A 25,963-nucleotide genomic window follows, 5' to 3' on the forward strand; every position below is an offset into this window, starting at 1 on the left:
TCACAAACGGTTAATTATGACACAACCTGACCTGAATGGATATACAGTATTGGAATGCAAAACGCAGGTGTCTGTGCAACAATGTCTATCCGGGGTTGTTTACTGGAATCGATCTCGCAACGTAGTAAAAGCGCTATTGGAAATGCTACAATCCCGCGCTTACACTTATTCAGTAACGTTTTTCAGGAGACACGATCATGGCCAGCAGAGGCGTAAACAAGGTGATTCTCGTCGGTAATCTGGGCCAGGACCCGGAAGTACGCTATATGCCGAATGGTGGCGCAGTTGCCAACATTACGCTGGCTACTTCCGAATCCTGGCGTGATAAAGCGACCGGCGAAATGAAAGAGCAGACTGAATGGCACCGTGTCGTGCTGTTCGGCAAACTGGCGGAAGTAGCCAGCGAATATCTGCGTAAAGGTTCTCAGGTCTATATCGAAGGCCAGCTGCGTACCCGCAAATGGACCGATCAGTCCGGCGTAGAAAAGTACACCACTGAAGTTGTGGTTAACGTTGGCGGCACCATGCAAATGCTGGGTGGTCGTCAGGGTGGTGGTGCTCCGGCAGGTGGCGGTCAGCAGCAGGGCGGTTGGGGTCAGCCTCAGCAGCCGCAGGGCGGCAATCAGTTCAGCGGCGGCGCGCAGTCTCGCCCGCAGCAGTCAGCTCCGGCAGCGCCGTCTAACGAGCCGCCGATGGATTTCGACGACGATATTCCGTTCTAATTTTTCTGCTTTATACGAAAAATTATGGCTACCTCATAACAGGGGTAGCCATATGTAATTTTTTATCAGTTCAACACCATCGGCCAGTCTGGCGGTGTGTGGCTCATCACTTCAACCATCACGTTTTCAATGTTCTTCCAGATTGCGGACATATCCACCAGGGTTATGCCGAGCAGCCCGGTTGCAAACCAGCAGGCGAAAACCAGTCCCAAACCGCTACTAATGACGGCCAGGCCAATATAATCTGATTTACGAAAACGGATATTGAGCGTGCTGGCTAAAAACATCAGCACCGCGCTGAGTAGCTGCCATCGCAGAAGAACCACGCCAGTTGTTATCGTTGCCATGAAAAAACGTCCTCAGAAAGTCTTGATGCCCATGACAGCGCGGGGGTGTTCACCGAGGGTGTAGTACTCTGGCTCTCGACGGGCAATAACACGAATGAAACATTGTTTCTGTTACATGAATTGTGTGAACTATATCACATTTGCTCGTTTGTTCACCAGTGTTAGAGGTTATTTTTGCAGGATAATAACCATGTTATTTGCATGGTTATTTTTAATAAAAAAAACGATAACAAATAATCTAATAAAAAGATGCATATGGATTACCTGTTATGTTTATCCTAAATTATTCGTTAAGAAATTTAATGAATTTCTTAAACACGACCAGGATAATGCTCATAAAAAATTACTACTTATTGATAATAATGTTATGAAATAAGCATAACTTTGAGTTTGCCTTACGGAAAAATAATATCAGCATCATCTATTATCAGACTTTTACATAGAGAAGTCTGTTGCTAATAATGATAGATTCATGCAACTTAATCAGTCAGTGTTTATAGCATCCCGCCTAATGGGTTCTGGCATATACGAAACAGGGAAATAGGGCTGACATGAATCACAGTGCGCGACGCAAGATGCTGAAGTTCTTCGGAACATTCATGGTGGTATTGCTCCCCGTGGTGCTGGCGTTATGGTTTGCTCACATCCGGGCGATGTCCGAAACCCGTAATCAACTCAGCTCTTTTGCTCAACTGGTGTTAAATAAAACGGAATTGGTGATCCTCCAGGCTGATTTAGCGCGTGATATGGCCCAATTGTATCAGGGTAAGATGTGTACCCCTGCCCATCAGAAAAGTATGCTGAATATTATTCGTGGTCGTTTATATATCAGTGAGCTAATTTATGCGCAGGGCGATCATTTTTTGTGCTCTACGTCAATGATGCCGCGAGTCCCATATATTATGGCGACAGCCGACTATAAACGCGCGCCAGACGTCTTCATCTATTACTACCGCGACACCCCCTTTTTCGCTGGCTACAAAATGACGTACATGCAACGAGGAAACTACGTTGTCGTCATCAATCCATTATCTTACAGCGAAGTCATGTCTGATGATCCGGATCTGTCCTGGGGAGTGTATGACACGGTAACGGACACCTTTTTCTCTGCCAGCGAAGGGGCGAATATTGCGCAGTTCTCGCCGCTGATAAGCGGTGAATCCTCAACATTCCAGCAGGGCGAGCGATTCTATACCATCGTACATTCAGAAAAACGCCCCATCGCGATTATTGTTTCGACCTCCGACGCTCGTGTGAATCAGATTTTCTATCATGAGGCGGCGTTAACGATCCCCTTTGGGATTATCTGCAGCATCCTGATACTGCTCATGTGGTGGCGTACGCGTCAGGAATACCTCTCTCCCCGCCGCTTATTAAAACGTGCGATCAAGAAACGTCAGCTTTGTCTGTACTATCAGCCGATCATTGACATCAAAAATGGACAATGTGTCGGTGCCGAGGCTTTGCTACGCTGGCCAGGCTGTAACGGTGAGGTGATGAGCCCGACGGAGTTTATTCCGCTGGCGGAAAAAGAGGGGATGATTGAGCAGATCACGGATTACGTTGTTGAGGAGGTCTTCAAAGATTTAGGGGCTTTTCTTTCGGCGAATCCTCAGTTGTATATCTCGATTAACCTCTCGGCTTCTGACTTTCATTCATCCCGACTGATTGCTCTGATTGCCGAAAAAAACCATGAATACTCCGTGGCGGCCCAGCAAATTAAAGTTGAGGTGACGGAGCGCGGCTTTATCGATGTACATAAAATGACACCCATCATCCAGGCGTTTCGGCAGGCCGGTTTTGAAGTGGCGTTTGACGATTTTGGCACGGGATATTCCAACCTCCATAATTTGTCAGCGTTGAATATCGATATCCTGAAGATCGACAAATCGTTTATTAGCACGCTGGCCACTAACAGCACCAGTCACTTGATTGCCGAACATATCATCGAGATGGCGCAAAGCTTAAAGCTGAAGACGATTGCGGAAGGGGTGGAAACGGCGGAGCAAATCGGGTGGTTGCTTGAACACGGCGTACAGTATTGCCAGGGCTGGTATTTTGCGAAGGCGCTGCCGCCGCAGGAGTTCATGCATTGGATAAAACGCTCGCCCGCCATACTGACGCAGAGCGGGCAATAATTTTACAGGCGGTGGCGGTAATCGCTGGGAGTACGATCAAACTCTCGGCGAAATACGCGCGAGAAGGTTTGCTGCGATACATAGCCAAGATCCATCGCAATATCGAATATAGGCCGTTCGGTCGTCCGTAGTTCAACGGCGGCCAGCAGAAGCCGACGTTGGCGGATGTAGTCACCCAGCGTCTGACGCATCACCGTGCGGAACATTCTCTGCAAATACCACTTTGAGTAACCTGATTTTTTCGCAACCGCCTCAATGTTCAGCGGTTGATCGATATGTTCATCAATCCATTCAATAAGGGTCTGAATAATCTGCTGATGGGACATAGAGTTGCCTCTTTCTCAGTGTTCGATTCGTCGTTTTGTCTGTGGGCGAGTATAATTCCTCAAGTTAACTTGAGGTAAAGCGATTTATGGAAAAGAAATTACCCCGGATAAAAGCGTTGCTCACGCCAGGTGAAGTTGCAAAGCGTAGCGGTGTGGCGGTATCGACCCTGCATTTCTATGAAAGCAAAGGATTAATCAGCAGTATGCGCAACAGCGGCAATCAGCGTCGATACAAACGCGATGTGTTGCGTTATGTCGCGATTATCAAGATTGCCCAACGTATCGGCATTCCACTGGCCACGATCGGCGACGCGTTAGGTGTATTACCTGAAGGGCATTCGCTCAGTGCCAAAGAGTGGAAGCAGCTCTCTTCGCAATGGCGCGAGGAGTTAGACCGACGCATTCATACTCTGGTGGCGTTACGCGATGAGCTGGATGGGTGTATTGGCTGCGGCTGTTTATCCCGCAGTGATTGCCCGTTGCGTAACCCTGGCGATCAGCTTGGCGAGCAGGGGACCGGGGCGCGCCTGCTGGAAGATGATTGATTGGTTTAAAGTATGTGGCGGATATAACGGGTATAAAACTAAAGCGCCACAGAGGGCGCTTTAGTTTGGTTCCGGTCTTTGTCTTTCACTCTATCCCGTTGGTTCACGGGAGGGTTTCCCCCGACATCAACACCCCTCAGTCGAGCACGTTTGGGGAGGTTCCGGTCTGTGTTGATAATGTAAGTGTAAGCCACCCCTCTCTATTTGCCAGTAAATTGATTGCTTTTTAGCCAAAAATTTTTCCGCATCTTCATGCATTTTTTGCGCGAGCAGGCGTGAAAAATAAATGCAAATCTTGTAATAACTCAGCGAAATTTGTTGCCAGATTGCGCATTGACGATAACGTTTGCGCATCGTCTGGCTATTTCTTGCGCATTATAAGAAGAAATGAGTAAAAAGCGGCAAAGTTCAGTTGAAAACCAACGTATGATCGCTGGATAATCGTTTGCTTTTTTTTATCACCCGTTTTTTATGCGCGGAGCTAAACGTTTGCTTTTTTGCGACACCCCTATTGACGCAAAGCTGGCACATGGAGAAATCGTTTAGCAGGCAGTGGATTGTCCACCACGCATAATGACGAAAAAATAAACTCTCAGGGGATGTTTTCTATGTCTACGCCTTCAGCGCGTACCGGCGGTTCACTCGACGCCTGGTTTAAAATTTCGCATCGCGGCAGTACCGTTCGTCAAGAAGTCGTTGCCGGATTAACGACGTTCCTGGCCATGGTCTACTCCGTTATCGTGGTTCCGGGGATGCTGGGTAAAGCCGGATTCCCGCCTGCCGCTGTGTTTGTGGCAACCTGTCTGGTTGCGGGCGTCGGTTCTATTGTGATGGGCCTGTGGGCGAACCTGCCGTTGGCGATTGGCTGCGCCATTTCGCTGACCGCGTTTACCGCATTCAGCCTGGTACTGGGACAACATATTAGCGTGCCCGTAGCGCTGGGCGCGGTGTTCCTGATGGGGGTTCTGTTTACCATCATTTCTGCGACTGGTATCCGTAGCTGGATCCTGCGCAATCTGCCGCAGGGCGTTGCGCACGGTACGGGGATTGGTATCGGCCTGTTCCTGTTATTGATTGCGGCCAATGGCGTTGGTCTGGTGATTAAGAACCCGCTGGACGGCCTGCCGGTTGCGCTGGGCGACTTCGATACCTTCCCGGTGATTATGTCGCTGGTTGGTCTGGCGGTGATTATTGGTCTCGAAAAACTGAAAGTACCGGGCGGCATCCTGCTGACCATTATCGGTATCTCCATCGTCGGCCTGATTTTCGATCCGGCCGTGCATTTCTCCGGTATTTTTGCCATGCCGTCGCTGAGCGATGAAAACGGCAACTCGCTGATCGGCAGCCTGGATATTATGGGCGCACTGAACCCGATCGTTCTGCCGAGCGTGCTGGCGCTGGTCATGACCGCGGTCTTCGATGCGACCGGAACCATCCGCGCGGTAGCCGGACAGGCGAATCTGTTGGATAAAGACGGACAAATTATCGATGGCGGCAAAGCGCTGACCACCGACTCCCTGAGCAGCGTGTTCTCTGGTCTGGTAGGGGCTGCACCGGCGGCGGTTTACATTGAATCCGCAGCGGGTACGGCGGCAGGCGGCAAGACCGGCCTGACGGCGATCACCGTTGGCGTATTGTTCCTGCTGATCCTGTTCCTTTCTCCGCTCTCTTATCTTGTTCCTGTTTACGCAACGGCGCCTGCGTTGATGTATGTGGGGCTGCTGATGCTGAGCAACGTGGCGAAAATCGACTTTGCTGACTTTGTCGACGCGATGGCGGGTCTGGTCACTGCTGTATTTATCGTCCTGACCTGTAACATCGTTACCGGCATTATGATTGGTTTTGCTACCCTGGTCATTGGTCGCATTGTCTCTGGCGAATGGCGCAAACTGAACATCGGTACGGTGGTAATTGCTATCGCGCTGGTGGCCTTTTACGCGGGCGGTTGGGCTATTTGATTTTTCTTCGATGACGCTCCTGAAAGCGGGTGGCCCAGGCCGCCCGTTTTTATTTTCAGAACACACTCGTTGTCTTTTGCGATACTCTCAAGTAGATAGAATTAAGGCACGACGCCTTTATCACCAATCATAAGAAACATCGCAAACAGGGAACGCATGGAAATCTTTTTCACCATACTCATCATGACCCTTGTGGTCTCGCTGTCGGGGGTATTTACTCGCGTATTGCCCTTCCAACTCCCATTACCCCTTATGCAGATCGCCATCGGCGCCTTGCTGGCGTGGCCGACGTTTGGTTTGCATGTGGAATTCGATCCTGAGCTGTTTCTGGTGCTGTTTATCCCGCCGCTGCTGTTTGCCGATGGCTGGAAGACGCCGACGCGTGAGTTTCTGGAGCACGGGCGAGAGATTTTCGGCCTTGCGCTGGCGCTGGTTCTGGTCACGGTGGTCGGGATTGGCTTTATGATTTACTGGCTGGTGCCGGGGATCCCTCTCATCCCTGCTTTTGCGCTGGCTGCCGTGCTGTCGCCAACCGATGCCGTCGCCCTTTCCGGTATTGTGGGTGAGGGGCGCATCCCGAAGAAAATCATGGGTATCCTGCAGGGCGAAGCGTTGATGAACGACGCGTCCGGCCTGGTCTCGCTGAAATTTGCCGTTGCCGTGGCGATGGGCACGATGGTGTTTACCGTCGGCGGCGCGACGCTTGAGTTCTTCAAAGTGGCGGTTGGCGGCATCCTGGCCGGTTTTGTCGTCAGTTGGTTATACGGACGCTCCCTGCGTTTTCTTAGCCGTTGGGGCGGTGATGAGCCGGCAACGCAAATCGTCCTGCTGTTCCTGCTGCCGTTTGCGTCTTATCTGATTGCGGAACACATCGGTGTTTCAGGCATTCTCGCGGCGGTTGCTGCCGGGATGACGATTACCCGCTCTGGCGTGATGCGCCGCGCGCCGTTGGCGATGCGTTTACGTGCTAACAGCACCTGGGCGATGCTGGAGTTTGTGTTTAACGGCATGGTCTTCTTGTTGTTAGGACTGCAGTTGCCGGGCATTCTGGAGTCATCTTTGGCGGCGGCGGAAGTCGATCCGAACGTTGAAATCTGGATGCTGTTTACCGATATCGTGCTGATTTATGCCGCGCTGATGCTGGTACGTTTTGGCTGGCTGTGGACCATGAAGAAGTTCAGCCTGCGCTTCCTGAAGAAAAAGCCGATGGAGTTTGGCTCCTGGACGACGCGTGAAATCCTGATTGCCTCCTTTGCGGGAGTTCGCGGGGCCATTACCCTCGCCGGTGTGCTCTCCATTCCTCTGTTGTTACCGGACGGGAGCGGCTTCCCGGCGCGTTATGAGCTGATCTTCCTCGCTGCGGGCGTGATTCTGTTCTCGCTGTTTGTCGGCGTGGTGATGCTGCCGATTCTGCTACAGCATCTGGAAGTTGCAGACCACTCGCAACAGCAAAAAGAGGAGCGCATTGCCCGTGCTGCCACGGCGGAAGTCGCGATTGTCGCGATCCAGAAAATGGAGGAGCGTCTGGCTGCGGATAGCGAAGAGAACATTGATAATCAGCTACTGACCGAGGTGAGCTCCCGTGTCATTGGTAACCTGCGTCGTCGCGCCGATGGGCGAAACGATGTAGAAAGCTCAATGCAGGAAGAGAACCTGGAGCGACGTTTCCGCCTGGCGGCGCTGCGTTCAGAACGCGCCGAGCTTTATCATCTGCGCGCCACGCGTGAAATCAGCAATGAAACGCTGCAAAAGCTATTGCACGATCTGGATTTGCTGGAAGCGCTGTTGATTGAGAACCAATAAAAGGAAGCTCGTTGTAGGCCGGATAAGGCGTTAAGCCGCATCCGGCATTTTACGACTCCTGCGTTAACCAAAACCCTTCGCAACATTTCAGCCATGCCTGGGCGCTGTGCGACAGATACACACCTTCGCGCCAAATCATGCCCAACTGCCAGCGTAAGTCGCTTTCCAGAGGGATCCAGCGCAGCGTTTGCTTATCCAACCGCTGGCAAATCGGCTCCGGTAAAATGGCGATCCCGACGCCGGCTTGCACCATTGCCGCCAGAAAATCCCACTGCCCGCTGCGCACAGCGATACGCGGTTTTACGTTGTGCTGGTTAAACAACTCAAGCAGTTGACGGCTCAACGCGAAATCTTCGTTGTAGATAAGCAGCGGATGCTCCGCCAGCGCTTCGGGGGAAATGGAGTCGCACGTTGTCCATTGACCGGAGCGGGGGACCAGCACGCAGAGCGGATGACTGAAAAGTGGTAAGGTCGCCAGACCGCTCTCTTCTTCAACCGGCAACGCGGTCATCGCAACATCCAGATCGCCGTTCATCACCGCCTGCTGGACGGTTAAACCGCCAAATTCAGACACTTTCAGTTCCACGCCGGGATAACGCTGGCGAAAAAGGCTGATGGGGCCAGCCATCAACATACCCACCATGGGCGGGATACCGAGGCGCAATATTCCCTTGTTGAGGTGATTAATGTCGCTGAGTTCTGCTTCGAGCTGGCGGAACTCGGCGAGGATCGCCAGGCCGCGTTCGAACACGACCTGGCCGGTATCGGTCAACAACAGCCGCCGTCCGTCGCGGATGAGCAACGTGCAATTAAGCTCGTCTTCAAGGTTCTTCAACATTTTGCTGATGGTGGGCTGGGTGACAAAGAGTTTCTCCGCTGCGCGGGTAAAGCTCTGCTGACGCACCACCTCAACAAAATATCGCAGCGTTCTGATATCCATGATTATTCCTTAAGACTATGCCTGCAATGATTTTAATTCATTTCAGTCCTGGACGGGGGCTCTCTATACTGGCGCTCTCTATTTTTTAAGGACATACCCTCATGGCTGTGGCGATAAGCCGCGTGACGCCTGCCGTTATTCATCGACTCCAGATCCCCGTTCAGGTTCTGTTGTACGCAGGTCTCTTTGTTTTTGCTCAATATCTTGTCTCCTGGCTGCATCTGCCGCTTCCTGCCAACCTGGTTGGGATGGTGCTGATGCTGGCGTTGATTGTCTGCCGGGTTATCCCGCTGAACTGGATCCGCGCAGGCGCTCGCTGGTTACTGGCTGAAATGCTGTTGTTTTTTGTCCCGGCGGTGGTCGCCGTCGTTAACTATACGCAACTGCTACTGGTTGATGGATGGCGTATTTTTGCCGTTATTGCGATAAGTACGATGATGGTGCTCGGCGCAACGGCATGGATCGTGGATAAAGTGTATCGCTATGAAATGAGCAGGTTAAACCGTGAGTAATTTCCAGTTAAGCGTGCTGTGTCTGGTGATTACGCTGGGCATCTATTTTGCCAACAAGCGCCTGTATCGCCGCTTTCGTAAATTACCGCTGATGCCGTTAGTGCTTACTCCGGCGCTGTTGGTGCTGATGTTGGTCTTTGGACATATCTCCTGGCAAAACTATATTGGTGAATCGCACTGGCTGCTATGGCTGCTAGGTCCCGCAACCATTGCCTTCGCCGTTCCGGTTTATGACAACCTTGCCGTGATTAAACGTCACTGGATGTCGCTGACGGCGGGTGTGGTGACGGCGACACTGGTGGCGGTCACCAGTTCCGTCTGGTTGGCGCGCCTGTTTATGCTGCCTGATGAAATTCAGCGCAGTCTGGCGGTGCGGTCCGTTACTACGCCATTTGCGCTGGCGGCGGCAGAGCCATTGGGCGGTCAGCCGGATCTGGTGGCATTGTTCGTGGTCGTGACGGGCGTATTCGGGATGGCGGTCGGCGATGTGCTGTTTTTGCGGCTCTCTATTCGCGAAGGGATGGCGAAAGGCGCAGGTTTTGGCGCAGCATCGCACGGCGCAGGCACGGCTCGCTCATATGAGCTCGGCCAACAGGAGGGCGTAGTGGCTAGCCTGGTGATGATGCTTTCCGGCGTGGTGATGGTGCTGGTATCGCCGCTGGTCGCAAGGCTGATGTTCTGAGAAAGGCAGTAATCCTCCGGCCCGGAAGCCGGAGGAGAGGGAAGATTAGTGCGCGCGACCTTGTTCTACGCCATACCCGGTCTGGGAACGGATGAACTGAGCACGGAACTGCTCGCGTTCGCGGTTACCTTCTTCTGAGTTATCGGTGGCAGAGAAGAACCAGATCCCGAGGAACGCTACGCTGATGGAGAACAGCGCCGGATATTCATACGGGAATATGGCTTTTTCGTGACCCAGGATTTGTACCCAAATTGTTGGGCCAAGCACCATCAGCACGACGGCCGTCAGCAGACCTAACCAGCCGCCCATCATTGCGCCACGCGTGGTCAGTTTTGACCAGTACATGGAGAGCAGAATGATGGGGAAGTTACAGCTGGCTGCGATAGCAAATGCCAGTCCCACCATGAAGGCGATGTTCTGGTTTTCGAACAGCACGCCGAGCACGATGGCAACCACACCCAGCACCAGTACGGTAATTTTCGACACCTTCAGCTCTTCGCGCTCGGTTGCGCCTTTGCGGAATACGTTGGCGTACAGGTCGTGAGAAACTGCCGATGCCCCCGCCAGCGTCAAACCAGCAACCACTGCCAGAATGGTGGCAAACGCCACTGCCGAGATGAAACCGAGGAACAGGTTCCCGCCCACCGCATTCGCCAGGTGTACCGCCGCCATGTTGTTACCGCCGATAAGCGCGCCAGCAGCGTCTTTATACACAGGGTTCGCGCCAACGAGCATGATCGCGCCAAAGCCGATGATAAAGGTCAGGATGTAGAAATAACCCATAAAACCGGTGGCATAGAATACGCTTTTACGCGCTTCGCGGGCATCGCTGACCGTGAAGAAACGCATCAGGATGTGCGGTAAGCCAGCCGTACCAAACATCAGGCCGAGACCTAACGACAGCGCGGAGATCGGATCTTTCACCAGCCCGCCCGGGCTCATAATGGCGGAACCTTTCGGGTGTACCGCCATCGCTTCGGTGAACAGATTGTTGAAACTAAAGCCGACGTGCTTCATCACCATAAAGGCCATAAAGCTGGCGCCGAACAGCAACAGAACGGCTTTAATGATCTGTACCCAGGTGGTTGCCAGCATGCCGCCAAACAGGACGTACATCATCATCAATACGCCAACCAGGACGACGGCAATGTGGTAGTTCAGGCCAAACAGCAGCTCAATCAGTTTACCCGCGCCGACCATCTGCGCGATCAGATACAGCGCGACCACCACCAGGGAACCACACGCCGAGAGAATACGAATCGGACCTTGTTTCAGGCGATAAGAGGCCACGTCGGCAAAGGTGTAGCGACCAAGGTTACGCAGGCGTTCAGCAATCAGGAACAGGATAATCGGCCAGCCGACCAGGAAGCCGAGCGAGTAAATCAGTCCGTCATAACCGGAGGTAAAGACCAGCGCGGAAATCCCGAGGAACGATGCAGCAGACATATAGTCGCCTGCAATCGCCAGCCCGTTCTGGAAGCCGGTGATGTTACCGCCAGCGGTGTAGTAGTCATTACGCGAACGCACGCGTTTAGACGCCCAGTAGGTAATACCAAGCGTAAAGATGACGAAAATCAGGAACATGATAATCGCCTGCCAGTTGGTTGGCTGGCGTTGGACTGCTCCGCTTATAGCATCCGCCGCGTTTGCGGCGAAGGGCAGCGTGGCGGCAAGCGCCGTCAGGACTCTCTTCATGATGCTTTAACCTCGTGCAGAACCGCATTGTTCAGGCGATCGAATTCACCGTTTGCCCGCCAGATATAGATCCCGGTCAGGATGAAGGAGATAAGGATCACGCCGACCCCAATCGGAATACCCCGGGTGACGCTGGTTCCCGCGTGCAGCGGAGTACCCAGCCAACCAGGCGCAAAGGCAATCAGTAAAATAAAGCTGATGTAAACTGCCAGCATGATGATGGACAGAATGGTGGCAAACCGTTGCCGTTTTTCAACTAACTCCCTGAAACGCGCACTGTCTTCTATCCGCTGATAAATATTGTCATTCATCACAGAGCTCTCCAGAGGTCCCCTGCGTCTTTCGCGCTACAGGTTCGTTGGCCGCACTCGCCCACCCCAGTCACATAGTGAACTATGCTCCTGGGGATGTGCTCGCTTGCCGCCTTCCTGTAACACGAAATCCTTTGGGGGAGGGTTTTTATATTTCCCTCCCGCTCAGGGGAGGGGTAGGGATAGGATTTGTAGGCCCGATAAGCAGCGCGCCATCGGGCATTTCACGGTTATGGTTATGATGGCATCGCGATGGCCTGCTTCTCTTCGAGCAGTTTCTCAACGACGCCTGGATCGGCGAGGGTTGAGGTATCGCCCAGATTGCTGGTATCGCCCGCCGCGATTTTGCGCAGAATGCGGCGCATAATTTTGCCGGAGCGGGTTTTCGGCAGTGAATCGGTCCAGTGCAGCACATCTGGCGTTGCCAGCGGGCCAATTTCTTTGCGTACCCAGTTACGAACTTCGGCATACAACTCAGGCGACGGTTCTTCGCCGTGATTCAGCGTGACGTAGGCGTAGATCGCCTGGCCTTTAATATTATGCGGAATACCGACCACCGCGGCTTCGGCAATCTTCGGATGCGACACCAGCGCCGATTCGATTTCTGCCGTGCCCAGACGGTGACCAGAGACGTTTAGCACATCGTCCACACGTCCGGTGATCCAGTAATAACCATCTTCATCACGGCGTGCGCCGTCGCCGCTGAAGTACATATTTTTGAAGGTAGAGAAGTAGGTCTGTTCAAAACGTTCATGATCGCCAAACAACGTTCTCGCCTGGCCTGGCCACGAGTCAATAATCACCAGGTTGCCTTCGGTTGCGCCTTCCAGCGGATTACCTTCGTTATCGACAATCGCAGGCTGCACGCCAAAGAACGGACGGGTTGCGGAACCGGCTTTCAGCTCGGTGGCGCCCGGCAGCGGGGTGATCATGAATCCACCGGTTTCGGTCTGCCACCAGGTATCGACGACCGGACATTTTTCGTTGCCGATCTTCTTCCAGTACCACTCCCACGCTTCCGGGTTGATTGGCTCGCCAACGGAACCCAGGATGCGCAGCGACGAACGGTCAGTACCTTCAATCGCTTTATCGCCTTCTGCCATCAGAGCGCGGATGGCGGTCGGCGCGGTATACAGAATATTGACCTGGTGCTTATCCACAACCTGCGCCATACGCGCCGGGGTAGGCCAGTTGGGCACGCCTTCGAACATCAGCGTGGTTGCGCCGCAGGCCAGCGGACCGTACAGCAGGTAGCTGTGCCCGGTCACCCAACCCACGTCAGCGGTACACCAATAGATATCGCCCTGATGGTAGTCAAACACGTACTTAAAGGTGGTTGCGGCGTAGACCAGATATCCGCCAGTGGTGTGCAGCACGCCCTTCGGCTTGCCGGTTGACCCGGAGGTATACAGGATAAACAGTGGATCTTCGGCATTCATCTCTTCCGGCTGATGTTCCGGGCTGGCTTTCTCGATAAGATCGGACCACCACAGGTCACGACCTTCCTGCCATTCCGTTTTTCCACCGGTACGTTTGAGAACGATAACGTGTTCGACGCTTTTCACGTTCGGGTTTTTCAGCGCATCATCGACGTTCTTTTTCAACGGGATAGCGCGTCCGGCGCGCACGCCTTCATCGGCGGTGATCACCAGCCGAGAATTGGAGTCGATGATACGTCCGGCGACTGCTTCCGGGGAGAAACCACCGAAGATGACCGAATGCACCGCGCCAATACGGGCGCAGGCCAGCATGGCGACCGCCGCTTCCGGCACCATCGGCATATATATGGCCACCACATCACCTTTTTTAATGCCTAAATCCAGTAACGTATTGGCAAAACGACAGACATCGCGATGCAGCTCGCGGTAGGTAATATGTTTGCTTTGGCTGGCATCGTCGCCTTCCCAGATGATGGCGGTACGATCGCCATTTGCCTGCAGGTGACGGTCAAGGCAGTTCGCCGCCAGGTTTAGCGTGCCATCCTCATACCATTTAATAGAGACGTTGCCTGGCGCAAACGAGGTGTTCTTCACCTGGCTGTACGGCTTGATCCAATCAAGAATCTTTCCCTGCTCGCCCCAAAATGTGTCGGGTTCGTTAACAGATTGCTGGTACTTCGCTTCGTACTGCTCCGGATTTATCAGGCAACGATCCGCAATGTTTGCGGGAATAGCGTGTTTATGTATTTGGCTCATGGCTTTTGTTCTCCTTGTAGGATGTTAATAATATGTCGCATAAACGTTAAATGTAGGGGCTTTGCGAGTTTTGTTTAGTATTTGGGCGGCAGATCACGCAATAAACGAATTGTGCAAATTAGCGACAAACTGAATTTTGAAGAGAACTAGCAAAAATTGATTAATTCTCGCGATAACATGGAGTTATCTGAGAATTGTTGAAAAGGTGATCTGTCTCAGAATTAAACAAAAGAGTGAGTGGTTTGAGGGGGTAACTAACTCTAAAGTGGTATTTTACATACACTTACAATTGATTAAAGACAACATTTTCAGTGTGGTTTCTTGTTACAAATTGGGGGGAGCAATGTCATGACAGTATTCGTGTGGTTGCTGTTATGGAAAACAATAAAAGAACCGCCATTGCAGATAATGGCGTCATCTGGATGAGACCCCTATGGCAAGGACAAAATCACGCGTACGCCGTTTCTTCAGCCTGTTATTACCTTTATTATTTATCTCTGCTGTTCACGCTGAACAAACTCCTGTACCCGCAAAGACCGTCACCGTTGAAGCGAAGAATGAAACCTTCGCCCCTCAGCATCCCGATCAATACCTCTCCTGGAAAGCCACGTCTGAGCAATCAGCCCGTGAAGATGCGCTGGCAGAAGATCCGCGTCTGGTGATCCTGTGGGCGGGATATCCATTCTCGCGCGATTACAACAAACCGCGCGGGCACGCGTATGCGGTGACCGATGTACGTGAAACCTTACGTACCGGCGCACCTAAAACGGCAGAAGACGGCCCGCTGCCGATGGCTTGCTGGAGCTGTAAAAGCCCGGATGTGGCGCGTCTGATCCAGAAAGACGGTGAAGATGGTTACTTCCACGGTAAATGGGCGCGCGGCGGTCCGGAAATTGTTAACAACCTCGGTTGTGCAGATTGCCATAACACCGCGTCGCCGGACTTCGCCAAAGGCAAGCCTGAGCTGACGCTGTCGCGTCCTTACGCTGAGCGCGCGATGGAAGCCATCGGCAAACCGTTTGAGAAAGCCGGTCGCTTTGATCAGCAATCCATGGTCTGCGGCCAGTGCCACGTGGAGTACTACTTCGACGGTAAGAACAAAGCCGTTAAGTTCCCGTGGGATGAGGGCATGAAAGTCGAGAACATGGAGAAATACTACGACACCATCGCCTTCTCTGACTGGACTAACTCTCTGTCCAAAACCCCGATGCTGAAAGCGCAGCACCCAGAATATGAAACCTGGAGCGCGGGCATTCACGGTAAGAACAACGTGACCTGTATCGACTGCCACATGCCGAAAGTGCAAAACGCGGAAGGTAAGATCTATACCGATCACAAGATTGGTAATCCGTTCGATAACTTCGCCCAGACCTGTGCGAACTGCCATACCCAGGACAAAGCGTCCCTGCAAAAAGTGGTCGCCGAGCGTAAACAGGCCATTCATGACCTGAAAATCAAGGTTGAAGATCAACTGGTACATGCGCACTTCGAAGCGAAAGCCGCATGGGATGCGGGTGCGACCGAAGCGGAAATGAAGCCGATTCTGGAAGATATCCGTCACGCACAATGGCGCTGGGACCTGTCTATCGCCTCACACGGTATTCACATGCATGCGCCGGAAGAAGGTCTGCGGATGCTGGGTAGCGCAATGGATAAAGCCGCCGACGCACGTACCAAACTGGTTCGTCTGCTGGCGACCAAAGGCATCACGCATGAAATCCCGTTACCGGATATCTCTACCAAAGAGAAAGCCCAGGCGGCGATTGGTCTGAACATGCAGCAAATCAATGCTGAGAAGCAGGACTTCATCAAAACGGTGATTCCGCAGTGGGAAGAGCAGGCGCGTAAAAACGGTCTGTTAAGCCAATAACCCCATTTCGCCCCGTAAGGGGCGGATAACTCAACGGAGTGAATATGAGCGTATTACGTTCGTTATTAACTGCTGGGGTGCTGGCGTCAGGCCTGTTCTGGAGCCTGAGTGGAATCACTGCCACGCCAACGCCGCAGGAGTCGGATCAACGCTGGACGGTTACTCAGCAGCGTAATCCGGATGCTGCCTGTCTGGATTGTCACAAGCCGGATACCGAAGGCATGCATGGTAAACATGCGCAAGTCATTAACCCGAACAACAAACTGCCGGTCACCTGCACCAACTGTCACGGCCAGCCGTCACCGAACCACCGTGAAGGGGTGAAGGATGTGATGCGCTTTAATGAGCCAATGTACAATGTGGAGCAACAGAACAGCGTCTGTATGTCCTGTCACCTGCCTGAGCAGTTGCAAAAAGCGTTCTGGCCGCACGATGTCCACGTCACAAAAGTGGCGTGCGCCAGCTGTCACTCACTGCATCCGAAGCAAGACACGATGCAGACGCTAAGCGATAAAGGACGGATCAAGATTTGCGTCGATTGCCACAGCGATCAGCGTAACAATCCGAACTTTAACCCGGCGTCGGTTCCGTTGCTTAAGGAGCATCCATGAGTTGCTCTCGTCGCCAGTTTATCACCGGCGTCGGCGCGCTGGTGGCAGTGAGCGGGACGGCGGGACGCGTTGTGGCGAAGACGCTAAATATCAATGGCGTACGTTACGGAATGGTACACGATGAGTCATTATGCATCGGCTGCACGGCCTGCATGGATGCTTGTCGGGAAGTCAACAACGTACCGGAAGGCGTATCGCGTCTGACGATTATTCGCAGCGAGCCGCAGGGGACGTTTCCTGATGTGAAATATCGCTTTTTCCGCCACTCGTGCCAGCATTGCGACCATGCCCCCTGCGTTGACGTCTGCCCGACGGGGGCATCGTATCGCGATGCCGCCAACGGCATTGTGGATGTGAACCCTGATCTTTGCGTTGGCTGTCAGTACTGTATCGCCGCGTGTCCTTATCGCGTGCGCTTTATCCATCCGGTGAGCAAAACGGCGGATAAATGCGATTTCTGCCGGAAAACCAACCTGAAAGCGGGCAAACAGCCCGCCTGCGTTGAGTCATGCCCGACGAAGGCGCTGACGTTTGGTAATCTGGACGATCCCAACAGCGATATCTCCCGTTTGTTGCAGCAGAAAACCACCTATCGTTACAAGCTGGCGCTGGGCACAAAACCGAAGGTCTACCGCGTTCCCTTTAAATATGGGGAGGTGAGCCAATGACACCCGCTTCTGCATTTCATTTTGAATCACTGGTGTGGGACTGGCCCATCGCCATCTATCTGTTCCTGATTGGCATCTCCGCCGGACTGGTTACGTTGGCGATTCTGCTGCGTCGCTTCCATCCTGAGGCGGGCGGTTCGGACAGCACGCTGCTGCGCACCACGCTGGTGTTAGGGCCGGGGGCGATTATCTTCGGTCTGCTGATTCTGGTATTCCACCTGACGCGGCCATGGACCTTCTGGAAACTGATGTTCCACTACAGCTTCACCTCGGTGATGTCGATGGGGGTCATGCTGTTCCAGTTGTATATGGTGGTCCTGGTGCTGTGGTTGGCAAAAATCTTTGAAAAAGAGGTGATTGCCCTGCAGCAGCGTTGGCTGCCGCGGTTAGGGATCGTGCAGAAAGCGTTGACGCTGATAACGCCGTTCCACCGTGCACTGGAGACGTTAATGCTGGTGCTGGCGGTTCTGCTTGGGGCGTACACCGGGTTTTTGCTGTCGGCGCTGAAGTCCTACCCGTTCCTGAATAACCCGATCCTGCCGGTACTGTTCCTGTTCTCCGGGATCTCCTCCGGCGCGGCGGTGGCGCTGATCGCCATGGCGTTACGCCATCGTAGCAACCCGCACAGCACTGAAGCGCACTTTGTGCATCGCATGGAGGTCCCGGTGGTATGGCTGGAGATCTTCCTGCTGGCGGCGTTCTTCGTCGGTCTGGCGCTGGGCGATGACGGCAAAATGCGCGCGCTGGCGGCGGCGCTGGGCGGCGGATTCTGGACCTGGTGGTTCTGGCTTGGCGTGGCTGGGCTTGGGCTGATACTGCCGATGCTGCTAAAACCCTGGGCCAACCGCAGTTCGACGTTTCATGGCGTATTGGCAGTCTGCGGCGCCAGCCTGACCGGCGTACTGTTGCTGCGCTTTTTCATTCTCTATGCGGGTCAGCTAACCGTTGCGTAAGGTGATATCTGGACGTTCTCCTTCCTGAAGCCGGTTTTCTGGCACTGTTATTAAGCCTCGGGGTCAACGTGTTGACCCCGCTTGCCGTGCTGGTGGGTGTCCGCCAGCGCTGGCAGGGCGTGATGCGCCTGGCAAGCGTGGGCGTATGGACGCAGTTTGCGCTGCTGCTGCTGGCTTTTGCCATTCTGGTATTCTGCTTTCTGACCAGCGACTTTTCGGTGGTCTATGTTGCTCAGCACAGCTACAGTCTGCTGCCGTGGGGATTAAAACTGGCGGCGGTTTGGGGCGGCCATGAAGGGTCGCTGCTGTTGTGGGTGCTGTTTCTTTCCGGCTGGAGCGCGCTGTTCGCTCTGTGCTATCGGCGTGATTCTGATCCACTGTTTCCGCTGACGCTCAGCGTCCTGTCAATGGTGACGGCCCTGTTACTGCTGTTTGTGGTGGTCTGGTCCGATCCCTTCGTGCGTATTTTCCCGCCTGCTATAGAAGGACGAGATCTTAACCCGATGCTGCAACATCTTGGGTTAATCCTCCACCCGCCGCTGCTGTACCTGGGTTACGGTGGTTTGATGGTAGCCGCGGGCGTGGCGCTGGCCTCGCTGCTGCGCGGTGACTTTAACGCGCAGAGCGCCTGGGTGTGCTGGCGCTGGGCGCTGCCCGGCTGGTGCGCGCTGACGCTGGGGATAATCCTCGGTTCCTGGTGGGCCTACTGCGAGCTGGGCTGGGGGGGGTGGTGGTTCTGGGACCCGGTCGAAAATGCCTCCTTATTACCCTGGCTCTCCGCCAGCGCGCTGCTGCATAGCCTGTTTGTCACGCGTCAGCGTGGGATCTTCCTCCACTGGTCGCTGCTGCTGGCGATCGTCACGCTGATCTTATCGCTGCTGGGGACGCTGATTGTGCGTTCCGGCATTCTTGTTTCGGTACATGCCTTTGCGTTGGATAACGTGCGCGCCGCGCCGCTGTTTGCGCTGTTTAGCGTATTGAGCCTGGCGTCGCTGGGGTTGTACGCCTGGCGAGGCCAGCAAATTCGCCAGAATGCGCGTTTTGGCGGCTGGTCGCGCGAGATGCTGATTCTGGTCGCGCTATTACTTTTTTGCGCGGTGCTACTGATTGTGCTGATTGGCACGCTCTATCCGATGATTTACGGGTTGTTCGGCTGGGGAAGGCTCTCCGTTGGCGCGCCGTACTTTAACCGCGCCACCCTGCCGTTTGGGCTGCTGATGCTGCTGGTTATCGTGCTGGCAACGATCAGAAGCCGCAAAGTCTCTTTGCGTTGTCAGCTTCCGGCACTGCTGGCGCATGCCGGGGTATTGGTATTTGCGGCTGGGATCGTTTTTTCCAGCGGTAGTCGTCAGGAGATAAGCCTGAATCTGAGCCCCGGGCAGCAGGTCGCGCTTGCGGGCTACATTTTCCGTTTTGAGCATCTCGACCTGGAAGCCAAAGGCAACTACACCAGTGAAAAAGCGCTGATCACGTTGTGGCAAAATGAGCAGCGTATCGGTAGCCTGCAGCCCGAAAGGCGCTTCTATGCCGCGCGTCGTCAACAGATGATGGAGCCGGGTATCCGCTGGAATCTGATGCATGACTGGTACGCGGTGATGGGCGAAAAAACCGGACCGGACCGTTACGCCATGCGCTTATACGTGCAGACTGGCGTGCGCTGGATTTGGGGAGGAGGATTGTTGATGGTGTTTGGCGCGCTGCTGAGCGCATGGCGAGGGAGGAAGTATCCTGAGTTATTGCCTGATGGCGCTGCGCTTATCAGGCCTACGAGTGAAAAGCAGGGTAGGCCGGATAAGGCGTTCAAGCCGCCATCCGGCAGAACGATGTTACTTGTGGCTTTACTGATTTTTCTCCCTTTTGCCACCCATGCCCAGGTGGTGGACACATGGACGTTTGCCAACCCGCAGCAGCAGGAGAAAGCGCTGTCTATTGCCAGTCAGTTGCGCTGTCCGCAGTGTCAGAACCAGAACTTGCTGGAATCCAATGCGCCCGTGGCGGTCAGTATGCGCCATCAGGTTTACAGCATGGTTGCTGAAGGTAAAAGCGAAGCAGAAATCACCGCCTGGATGACCGAGCGTTACGGTGATTTCGTGCGCTACAACCCGCCGTTGAATGAGCAAACGCTGCTGTTGTGGGCGCTGCCGTGCCTGCTGTTATTGCTGGTGGGCGTGGTGGTCTGGCAGGTGAGGAAGCGTCAGCACGCAGAAGAGGATGAGCAATGAGCCAGGCCGAACATTCCACTGCGCCGTTACGTCCCATGCCCGTGAAGCGGCTGGCTGCTGCGGCGGTGCTGATGGTGGTGGCCTGCATCGGCGGTTACCTGTTAACGCCAAAATGGCAGGCGGCACGTCAGGAGCAGGCGCGTCTGGCAGACCCCTTACATGCTTTTTCTGATGAAAATATTCAGGAAAAACAGCTATTTTCTCTGCAATCGCAAATTCGTGCGAATCCGCAGGACGCAGTGAAATGGGCGCAACTGGGTGAGTACTATCTGTGGCAAAACGCGTATCATAATGCGCTGCTTGCCTACGAGCAGGCGCTGCGTATACGCGGTGAAAACGCCGAAATCTATTCCGCGCTGGCGACGGTGCTGTACTATCAGGCCGGGCAACATATGACGCCGCCCACCCGCGAGATGATTGATAAGGCTCTGGCGCTGGACCCGACAGAGGTCACTGCGCTGATGCTGTTAGCTTCCGATGCGTTTATGCAGGCAGACTACGCTCAGGCTATCTCAGTGTGGCAAAAGGTTATGGATTTAAACTCGCCGAGGGTGAATCGGGCACAGCTCATTGACTCTATTAATATGGCGAAGTTGTTGCAGAATCGGCAAAAATAAATTTGTTTTATTTGTGATTTGTATCATTTTCCCTGTTTAAAAAACAGGCAAACGAACAAGCGAGCAAAAAAAACTCATGCCCTGACTTCTTCATTTTTGAACATATTAAAATTCTTTTATAACAAAAAGTTATTCATCATTACCCCGATAAAATTGCATTTTTATGCAAATAATCAGCGAAAGGCCCTGTTCTCAGAGGGTTGCGCTGAATGCCATGCAGATGATAATGATAATAAGCGTTAAAAAACTCCATAAACGAACGCAACACAAATCATACCCTTTCAGTATGTACTATTCCCACACGCTGCATGTGGAATAGCGCTTCATCGAGGAAGTCCGTTGTTATGAAAAATTTGAAAGTCAGCCTGGCATGGCAGATTCTAATCGCTATGGTGCTGGGCATTCTGCTAGGGAGTTACCTGCATTACCATAGTGACAGCCGTGAATGGCTGATTGTAAACCTGCTGTCTCCGGCGGGCGATATCTTTATCCACCTGATCAAAATGATCGTCGTGCCGATAGTCATCTCTACGTTGATTGTCGGCATAGCCGGGGTGGGCGATGCCAAACAGCTGGGCCGTATTGGCGCCAAAACGATTATCTATTTCGAAGTGATCACCACCGTGGCGATTATCCTTGGTATCACGCTGGCGAATGTGTTCCAGCCCGGTACCGGGGTTGATATGTCGCAGCTGGCAACCGTCGATATTTCGAAATATCAGAGCACCACCGCAGAAGTACAGAGCCACGCGCATGGCCTGATGGGCACGATTTTGTCACTGGTGCCGACCAACATCGTCGCGTCGATGGCAAAAGGCGACATGCTGCCGATTATCTTCTTCTCGGTACTGTTCGGTTTAGGTCTGTCTTCTCTGCCGGCAACTCACCGCGAGCCGCTGGTTACCGTGTTCCGCTCGATCTCCGAAACCATGTTTAAAGTGACGCACATGGTGATGCGTTACGCGCCAGTCGGGGTTTTTGCGTTGATCGCCGTTACCGTTGCGAACTTCGGTTTTGCCTCCCTGTGGCCGCTGGCGAAGCTGGTGCTGTTGGTGCATTTCGCCATCCTGTTCTTCGCGCTGGTGGTGCTGGGGATCGTCGCGCGCATCTGCGGTTTGAGCATCTGGATCCTGATCCGCATTCTGAAAGACGAGCTGATTCTGGCCTACTCGACCGCCAGTTCTGAGAGCGTGCTGCCGCGTATTATTGAGAAGATGGAAGCCTACGGCGCGCCGGCGTCAATCACCAGCTTTGTGGTGCCGACCGGTTATTCATTCAACCTTGATGGCTCAACGCTGTACCAGAGTATCGCCGCTATCTTCATTGCTCAACTGTACGGTATCGATCTGTCGCTGTGGCAGGAAATCGTGCTGGTGCTGACGCTGATGGTGACCTCAAAAGGGATTGCGGGCGTGCCGGGCGTATCGTTTGTGGTATTGCTGGCAACGCTTGGCAGCGTGGGGATCCCGCTGGAAGGTCTGGCGTTTATTGCCGGTGTTGACCGTATCCTCGATATGGCGCGTACTGCGCTGAACGTGGTGGGTAATGCGCTGGCCGTGCTGGTTATCGCCAAGTGGGAACACAAATTTGACCGCAAGAAAGCGCTGGCCTATGAGCGCGACGTGCTGGGCAAATTTGATAAGACTGCTAATCAGTAATTAATGACAGATTGCCGGATGGCGCTTGCGCCGCCATCCGGCAATGCAAACCATTAGCCGTTGGCTAACTTATCAAACTCTTCGCAGCCGGTATCGAATCCTTCCATACAGCTCAGATTCAACCAGTGCAGCGCTTTCTGTTTATTCTTCTCGATAAAACCCTGCTCGCCGTTTAAGAACATCATCCCGGCCCAGTATTCGGAATAACCGGTGCGGGAAATGGCTGAGCTACGTTTGAAATACCACGTCGCTTTCTCATCGTCAGCAGGAATGCCTACGCCGTTGGCGTAAATCAGCCCGAGCAGCATTTGCGCGTCGACGGCGGAGTCATTTTCCAGATCCTCGGAGGCGTTTTGCAGCAAGGTAATGGCTTTGGGGTAATCGGTGCGGCCTGCCTGGGTGTTCACCAGAATACGCGCCAGCGTAATTTCCCCCGCCTTACTGCCCGCCTGCGTCGCTTTTTCCGCCAGCGTTTTGGCCTGAGGGTAATCCAGACTGACCGGATTGGTTATCTTAATTTGCGCCAGCAAAGCATATGCATCTGCATCACCGTTGTCGGCAGCTTTTTGCGCCCAGTATTCGGCTTTGCTTAAATCGCCTGAACTGAACCAGGTATCGGCGAGAAAATACTGCGCGCGTCGGTCACCTGCCTCTGCTGCCTGTAGATACTGGCTTCCGGGTTCAGTATCACTGGCATGGGCAAAGAATGTCACGAAGAACATCAATGCAAGAAGTTGTTTCATTTTGAGTTTTATTTAGGGTACGGAGTAGACAGTATAAAGAGATCGCGTGCATAAAAAAACGGCCTCCGAATGGAGGCCGTAGGCTCAGGCTTAACCCATCGCGCTTTCGCGCAGGCTGGCTTTCAGCTTGGTGTACTCATCAATAACATACTGCTCGGCAGCGCGCTGATCGGCAATGCGTTCAACGTTAACGGCACAGTATTTGTACTCCGGCGTTTTGGTAATCGGGCTTAAGTTCTCGGTTACCAGTTCATTACATGCCCCAATCCACCACTGGTAGGTCATGTAAATCGCGCCTTTGTTTGGACGATCGCTGACTGCCGCGCGGGTAATAACCCGGCCTTTACGTGAGTTAACCCACACCAGATCTTCATCCTGAATACCCAGACGCTCTGCGTCAGCGGTGTTGATCTGGGCATAGCCCGGCTCATCCGCCAGCGCGGCCAGCGCCGCACAGTTACCGGTCATCGAACGGCAAGAGTAGTGGCCGACTTCACGCACCGTCGACAGTACCATCGGGTACTCTGGGGTGAGTTTGTCGATTGGCGCTACCCAGTCGCAGGTGAAGAACTGCGCCAGGCCGTTCGGGGTGTCAAACTTCTCTTTGAAGAGGTAAGACGTACCCTGGTCGGCATCTGAGGTGTCGCGGCAAGGCCACTGGATATAGCCCAGTTCGCCCATTTTCTCGTAAGTGGCGCCGTAGAAATCCGGGCACAGATGACGCAACTCGTCCCAGATTTCCTGGGTGTTGTTGTAGTGCATCGGGTAGCCCATACGGGTGGCGATTTCACTGATAATCTGCCAGTCCGTTTTCAGATCCCACTTCGGCTCAACGGCTTTAAAGAAGCGCTGGAAGCCACGGTCCGCCGCAGAGAAGACGCCTTCATGCTCGCCCCATGACGTAGACGGTAAAATAACGTCTGCGGCAGCGGCGGTTTTGGTCATGAAGATATCCTGCACGATGACCAGTTCCAGATCCTCAAAGCCTTTGCGCACAGCGGAGAGCTCAGCATCGGTCTGTAATGGATCTTCACCCATAATGTACGCCGCGCGCACTTCGCCATGCGCCGCACGGTGCGGCAGTTCGCTGATGCGATAGCCGGTATGCGCAGGCAGGCTTTCCACGCCCCAGGCTTTAGCGAATTTCTCGCGGTTTTCCGGGAATTTCACGTACTGATAGCCCGGATAGGTATCCGGCAGCGCGCCCATGTCGCATGCGCCCTGAACGTTGTTCTGGCCACGAACCGGGTTAACGCCCACGCTTGGCTTACCGAGGTTACCGGTCAGCATCGCGAGGCTGGTCAGTGAACGCACGGTTTCCACACCCTGATAGAACTGGGTCACACCCATGCCCCACAGAATTGCCGCGCTTTTCGCCGTGGCGTACATACGTGCAGCCTGACGAATATCGTGCGCGCTAACGCCCGTGATATCTTCGACGGACTCCGGCGTATAGCCTTCGACAATCTTGCTGTACTCTTCGAATCCTTCCGTACGGGAGGCGACGAACGCCTGGTCGTACAGTTTTTCTTCGATGATGACATGCCCCATGGCGTTGAGCAGCGCGATGTTCGAGCCGTTTTTCAACGCAATGTGCATGTCGGCAATACGCGCGGTTTCAATTTTGCGCGGATCGCAGACGATAATTTTCGCCCCGTTACGTTTAGCGTTAATCACGTGATTCGCCACGATCGGGTGGGAATCCGCCGGGTTATACCCGAAGATGAACACTAAATCCGTGTTATCAATTTCATTGATAGCATTACTCATTGCGCCGTTACCGACCGATTGGTGCAGACCTGCAACCGAAGGGCCGTGTCAGACGCGAGCGCAGCAGTCGACGTTATTGGTACCAATAACGGCGCGCGCGAATTTTTGCATTACATAGTTGGTTTCGTTACCTGTACCGCGAGATGAACCGGTCGTCTGAATAGCGTCCGGGCCGTACTTCGCTTTGATGGCGCTCAGGCGATCGGCGACGTAATTCAGCGCTTCATCCCAGGAAACAGATTCCAGTTTGCCGCCACGCTGGCGACGGATCATTGGGGTTTTCAGACGAGGGGTCAGGATCTGGGTATCATTAATAAAATCCCAGCCATAGTAGCCCTTCAGACACAGGGTACCCTGGTTGGTTTTCCCCTGCGCCGCCTCAGCCCGGACGATTTTGCCGTTATCGACCACCAGGTTGATTTTGCAACCTGATGCGCAATATGGGCAAACCGTGACGACTTTTTTCATCGGTCTCGCTCCAGTTAATCAAATCGCGCATACGCGCTTGTCGCTTTGCTTATGCATCTTTTATGCCATGTTTTTTTCAGGGGCATTAGTCGATATTACGGGCGATTTTTGGTCAAAACTCTGACGAAAAACAGGCTGTCGTCATATTTGACGTGACGAATCTCCAATACGTGACGGTCCGGCAGTGTGACCGAGGTTATGTTTCCCGC

Annotated in this window: 22 protein-coding genes; 14 read left to right on the plus strand and 8 right to left on the minus strand. The window is 53.6% G+C overall.

Features of this window, described 5'->3' with window-relative positions; translation table 11 throughout:
- Positions 1 to 197 precede the first annotated feature (197 nt).
- A complete protein-coding gene (gene ssb1, locus FDW97_RS01995; RefSeq protein ID WP_003826621.1) occupies positions 198 to 722 on the plus strand; it encodes a single-stranded DNA-binding protein SSB1 in 525 nt (174 codons plus the stop codon).
- Between the two features lie 65 nt (positions 723 to 787).
- Here ssb1 and FDW97_RS02000 read toward each other — a convergent pair whose 3' ends face one another.
- Entirely contained in the window at positions 788 to 1,069 is a 282-nt protein-coding gene (locus FDW97_RS02000) for a YjcB family protein (RefSeq protein WP_038636276.1), read from the minus strand.
- A gap of 551 nt (positions 1,070 to 1,620) precedes the next feature.
- Here FDW97_RS02000 and FDW97_RS02005 point away from each other — a divergent pair.
- Complete coding sequence (locus FDW97_RS02005) at positions 1,621 to 3,207, plus strand: EAL domain-containing protein (protein WP_085049639.1); 1,587 nt, start codon at positions 1,621 to 1,623, stop codon at positions 3,205 to 3,207.
- A 2-nt stretch (positions 3,208 to 3,209) separates the two neighbouring features.
- On the opposite strand, the gene soxS is transcribed toward FDW97_RS02005, so the two are convergent.
- Positions 3,210 to 3,533 carry a superoxide response transcriptional regulator SoxS gene (soxS, locus tag FDW97_RS02010; protein ID WP_005132611.1) on the minus strand — a complete coding sequence of 108 codons (324 nt, stop codon included), beginning with the start codon at positions 3,531 to 3,533 and terminating at the stop codon, positions 3,210 to 3,212.
- 86 nt (positions 3,534 to 3,619) lie between these two features.
- Between soxS and soxR the strand changes: the two genes are divergently transcribed.
- The 3 genes from soxR to FDW97_RS02025 all read left to right on the plus strand — a co-directional run bounded on the left by soxR (position 3,620) and on the right by FDW97_RS02025 (position 7,839).
- Positions 3,620 to 4,078, plus strand: coding sequence for a redox-sensitive transcriptional activator SoxR (soxR, locus tag FDW97_RS02015; protein ID WP_003826630.1), 459 nt, complete (start codon positions 3,620 to 3,622; stop codon positions 4,076 to 4,078).
- 608 nt (positions 4,079 to 4,686) lie between these two features.
- Complete coding sequence (ghxP, locus tag FDW97_RS02020) at positions 4,687 to 6,036, plus strand: guanine/hypoxanthine transporter GhxP (RefSeq protein ID WP_038636284.1); 1,350 nt, start codon at positions 4,687 to 4,689, stop codon at positions 6,034 to 6,036.
- 156 nt (positions 6,037 to 6,192) lie between these two features.
- A complete protein-coding gene (locus tag FDW97_RS02025) occupies positions 6,193 to 7,839 on the plus strand; it encodes a Na+/H+ antiporter (protein WP_038636287.1) in 1,647 nt (548 codons plus the stop codon).
- A 49-nt stretch (positions 7,840 to 7,888) separates the two neighbouring features.
- Here FDW97_RS02025 and FDW97_RS02030 read toward each other — a convergent pair whose 3' ends face one another.
- Positions 7,889 to 8,779, minus strand: a complete 891-nt coding sequence (locus FDW97_RS02030; protein WP_038636290.1) for a LysR family transcriptional regulator — start codon at positions 8,777 to 8,779, stop codon at positions 7,889 to 7,891.
- Positions 8,780 to 8,880: 101 nt separating this feature from the next.
- Between FDW97_RS02030 and FDW97_RS02035 the strand changes: the two genes are divergently transcribed.
- Positions 8,881 to 9,291 (plus strand): CidA/LrgA family protein, encoded by a 411-nt coding sequence (locus FDW97_RS02035; protein ID WP_137350593.1) that lies wholly within the window; start codon positions 8,881 to 8,883, stop codon positions 9,289 to 9,291.
- The gene (locus tag FDW97_RS02040) at positions 9,284 to 9,973 is read left to right on the plus strand and encodes an LrgB family protein (protein ID WP_038636296.1); all 690 of its coding nucleotides are present in this window, start codon (positions 9,284 to 9,286) and stop codon (positions 9,971 to 9,973) included. Before FDW97_RS02035 ends, FDW97_RS02040 begins: the two co-directional genes overlap by 8 nt.
- Before the next feature lie 45 nt (positions 9,974 to 10,018).
- Here FDW97_RS02040 and actP read toward each other — a convergent pair whose 3' ends face one another.
- The 3 genes from actP to acs all read right to left on the minus strand — a co-directional run bounded on the left by actP (position 10,019) and on the right by acs (position 14,174).
- Complete coding sequence (actP, locus tag FDW97_RS02045) at positions 10,019 to 11,668, minus strand: cation/acetate symporter ActP (protein WP_085049641.1); 1,650 nt, start codon at positions 11,666 to 11,668, stop codon at positions 10,019 to 10,021.
- Complete coding sequence (locus FDW97_RS02050; protein ID WP_006688274.1) at positions 11,665 to 11,979, minus strand: DUF485 domain-containing protein; 315 nt, start codon at positions 11,977 to 11,979, stop codon at positions 11,665 to 11,667. Before FDW97_RS02050 ends, actP begins: the two co-directional genes overlap by 4 nt.
- A 236-nt stretch (positions 11,980 to 12,215) precedes the next feature.
- On the minus strand, positions 12,216 to 14,174 hold the full coding sequence (gene acs / locus FDW97_RS02055; RefSeq protein ID WP_038636301.1) for an acetate--CoA ligase: 1,959 nt from the start codon (positions 14,172 to 14,174) through the stop codon (positions 12,216 to 12,218).
- A 433-nt stretch (positions 14,175 to 14,607) separates the two neighbouring features.
- Here acs and nrfA point away from each other — a divergent pair, with 433 nt between their 5' ends.
- The 7 genes from nrfA (at position 14,608) to gltP (ending at position 22,773) form a co-directional block, all read left to right on the plus strand.
- The gene (gene nrfA, locus FDW97_RS02060; RefSeq protein ID WP_038636304.1) at positions 14,608 to 16,044 is read left to right on the plus strand and encodes an ammonia-forming nitrite reductase cytochrome c552 subunit; all 1,437 of its coding nucleotides are present in this window, start codon (positions 14,608 to 14,610) and stop codon (positions 16,042 to 16,044) included.
- A gap of 44 nt (positions 16,045 to 16,088) precedes the next feature.
- Positions 16,089 to 16,655, plus strand: a complete 567-nt coding sequence (gene nrfB / locus FDW97_RS02065; RefSeq protein WP_038636307.1) for a cytochrome c nitrite reductase pentaheme subunit — start codon at positions 16,089 to 16,091, stop codon at positions 16,653 to 16,655.
- Positions 16,652 to 17,323, plus strand: coding sequence for a cytochrome c nitrite reductase Fe-S protein (gene nrfC / locus FDW97_RS02070; RefSeq protein WP_038636309.1), 672 nt, complete (start codon positions 16,652 to 16,654; stop codon positions 17,321 to 17,323). The genes nrfB and nrfC overlap by 4 nt, the downstream gene beginning before the upstream one ends.
- Positions 17,320 to 18,276 carry a cytochrome c nitrite reductase subunit NrfD gene (nrfD, locus tag FDW97_RS02075; protein ID WP_006688269.1) on the plus strand — a complete coding sequence of 319 codons (957 nt, stop codon included), beginning with the start codon at positions 17,320 to 17,322 and terminating at the stop codon, positions 18,274 to 18,276. The genes nrfC and nrfD overlap by 4 nt, the downstream gene beginning before the upstream one ends.
- An 8-nt stretch (positions 18,277 to 18,284) precedes the next feature.
- Positions 18,285 to 20,498 carry a heme lyase NrfEFG subunit NrfF gene (gene nrfF, locus FDW97_RS02080; RefSeq protein ID WP_137350594.1) on the plus strand — a complete coding sequence of 738 codons (2,214 nt, stop codon included), beginning with the start codon at positions 18,285 to 18,287 and terminating at the stop codon, positions 20,496 to 20,498.
- The gene (nrfG, locus tag FDW97_RS02085) at positions 20,495 to 21,115 is read left to right on the plus strand and encodes a heme lyase NrfEFG subunit NrfG (protein ID WP_137350595.1); all 621 of its coding nucleotides are present in this window, start codon (positions 20,495 to 20,497) and stop codon (positions 21,113 to 21,115) included. The genes nrfF and nrfG overlap by 4 nt, the downstream gene beginning before the upstream one ends.
- Before the next feature lie 344 nt (positions 21,116 to 21,459).
- Complete coding sequence (gene gltP, locus FDW97_RS02090; RefSeq protein ID WP_038636320.1) at positions 21,460 to 22,773, plus strand: glutamate/aspartate:proton symporter GltP; 1,314 nt, start codon at positions 21,460 to 21,462, stop codon at positions 22,771 to 22,773.
- 53 nt (positions 22,774 to 22,826) lie between these two features.
- Here gltP and yjcO read toward each other — a convergent pair whose 3' ends face one another.
- Together yjcO and fdhF are read right to left on the minus strand one after the other, a co-directional pair.
- Complete coding sequence (gene yjcO, locus FDW97_RS02095; RefSeq protein ID WP_038636323.1) at positions 22,827 to 23,516, minus strand: Sel1 family TPR-like repeat protein YjcO; 690 nt, start codon at positions 23,514 to 23,516, stop codon at positions 22,827 to 22,829.
- A gap of 90 nt (positions 23,517 to 23,606) precedes the next feature.
- The gene (gene fdhF / locus FDW97_RS02100) at positions 23,607 to 25,754 is read right to left on the minus strand and encodes a formate dehydrogenase subunit alpha (RefSeq protein WP_079225655.1); all 2,148 of its coding nucleotides are present in this window, start codon (positions 25,752 to 25,754) and stop codon (positions 23,607 to 23,609) included.
- Positions 25,755 to 25,963: the final 209 nt, after the last annotated feature.

This window comes from Citrobacter sp. wls708 (genome assembly GCF_005281255.1).
Taxonomy (GTDB): domain Bacteria; phylum Pseudomonadota; class Gammaproteobacteria; order Enterobacterales; family Enterobacteriaceae; genus Citrobacter; species Citrobacter werkmanii.